Source organism: Micromonospora sp. D75 (assembly GCF_018070405.1).
GTDB lineage: Bacteria > Actinomycetota > Actinomycetes > Mycobacteriales > Micromonosporaceae > Micromonospora > Micromonospora chalcea.
Window position 1 is genome coordinate 1 of record NZ_JAGPXV010000899.1, and the last position, 1,740, is coordinate 1,740.

The 1,740-nt window shown below is 77.5% G+C and carries 2 protein-coding genes and 1 pseudogene; all 3 read right to left on the minus strand.

Annotated features, from left to right (window positions below):
* Positions 1-231, minus strand: a pseudogene (locus KBX39_RS30470) (DNA topoisomerase IB); the annotation flags it as partial.
* Positions 215-1,174, minus strand: a complete 960-nt coding sequence (locus KBX39_RS30475) for a glycosyltransferase family 9 protein (RefSeq protein WP_210873859.1) — start codon at positions 1,172-1,174, stop codon at positions 215-217. The gene KBX39_RS30475 and the pseudogene KBX39_RS30470, both read right to left, overlap by 17 nt.
* Positions 1,171-1,740: SDR family oxidoreductase (locus KBX39_RS30480; protein WP_210873860.1), on the minus strand; the 570-nt coding region annotated here is incomplete at its 5' end. The genes KBX39_RS30480 and KBX39_RS30475, both read right to left, overlap by 4 nt.

A 1,740-nucleotide genomic window follows, 5' to 3' on the forward strand; every position in this document is an offset into this window, starting at 1 on the left:
GAGGTACTGCTTGCGGCCCGCCGCGTCGATGCCGGTGGCCTGGATGTGGCCGTTCGGGTCCGGCGCGAGCCACACGTCCTGCCAGGCGGGCGGGATGACCAGCTCGCGCCGCCGGGCCAGCTCCCCGGCGTCGCGCACCGGCTCGCCGGCCGGGTCGAGGACCCGCCAGCCCTTGCCGCGTCGCCGCCGCGCGTACCCCGGCCGGCCCGGATCGCTACGCCGCAACCGCACCGGAGACCCGTTCCACGTCGGCCACCGCGGCCACCTCCTCGTCGAACCCGTTGGCATTCACTGTCGGGTGGCTTCCTACCCCGCGTGACCCGGTCGACTCCGGGTTGACGTGCGTGGGCTCGATCGCACCGAGGGCGCGGTGGCGAGGCCGGTCCGCCGGTGGCCCCCAGTGCGCCGCCGGCACCGGCCCGAACAGCACCACCGAGGCGGTGCCGTAGCCGGTGGCCAGGTGCGGCTCGCCGGTGTCCCCGCTGACCACCAGCCGCGCGCCCGCGACGAGCGCGGCCAGCTCGGCCAGCCCGGTCGGGCCGGCCAGCACCGCCTCCGGCGGCAGCCCCCCGTCGCGGGCGACCCGCTCGGCCAGCGCCCGCTCGCCGGCAGATCCGGTCACCGCCACCCGGTGACCGCGCGCGGTCAGCTCCCGGGCCAGCCCGGCGAACCGCCGCGCCGGCCAGCGCTTCGCCGGGATCTTGCTGCCCGGGTGCAGCAGCGTCAACCCGGCCGGTACGCCGCCCGCCGCCGGACGGCGCAGCGCGAGGACTCCCGGGTCGGCCGGCAGGCCGTACGCGTGCAGCAGGCGGCACCAGCGGCACACCTCGTGCTCGTCGTCGTCCCAGGCCGGGCCGTCCGGGTGCCCGGCGTCCGGGTTGCGGTGGGCGAGCAGCCGGCCGGGGCGTACGGCGGCCAGCGCCCGGTGCGACTGCGGCCCCCGGCCGTGCAGGTTGACCGCCACCTCCGGCGGCGGTCCGGTCCACGCGATCCGGTCCGGTCCGGTGGTGGGCAGTACCCGGTCGACCGCCCCGGTCAGCTCCGCCAGCGGCGCCAGCCAGTCCGGCGCGGCGAGCACCAGTTCCCGGCCCGGCAGGCCGGCGCGCAGGCCACGCAACGCCGGCACGGCGGTGACCAGGTCGCCGACGCCGAGCGCCCGCAGCACCAGGATCACGGGTACGAGGACTCCTGCGCGGCGCACACCACCATCTCGCGTACCGCGCAGCCGGCCGGCTGGGAGAGCGCGAACATGACCGCGGCGGCGGTGTCGGACGGCTCGTTGAGCACCGCGTCCGGGCCGGGGCGGTACTGCGCGTCCCGCTCGTCGAAGAACGCGGTCCGCATCCCGCCCGGGATCAGCAGCGTCACGCCCACAGTGCCGGCCAGCTCGGCGGCGAGCGCCCGGGTGAAGCCCACCACCCCGAACTTCGCCGCGCAGTACGCCGTCGCGTCGCTCACCGCCTTCACGCCCAGCGTCGAGGCCACCGTGACGATGTTGCCGCGGGACGCCTCCAGCCAGGGCAGCGCGGCCCGGATCACCGCGGCCGTGGCGAGCAGGTCCACAGTGACGATCCGTTCCCAGGTCTCCGCCGGGATGTCGGCCAGCTTCCCCGGCACGTCCATGCCGGCGGCGGTGACCACGGCGTCCAGCCCGCCGGAGCGTTCCGCGAGATCGCGCGTGGCGGCCTCGGCGGCTCGGGTGTCGGCCAGGTCGCACTCGGCCCAGGGCACACCGTCGGC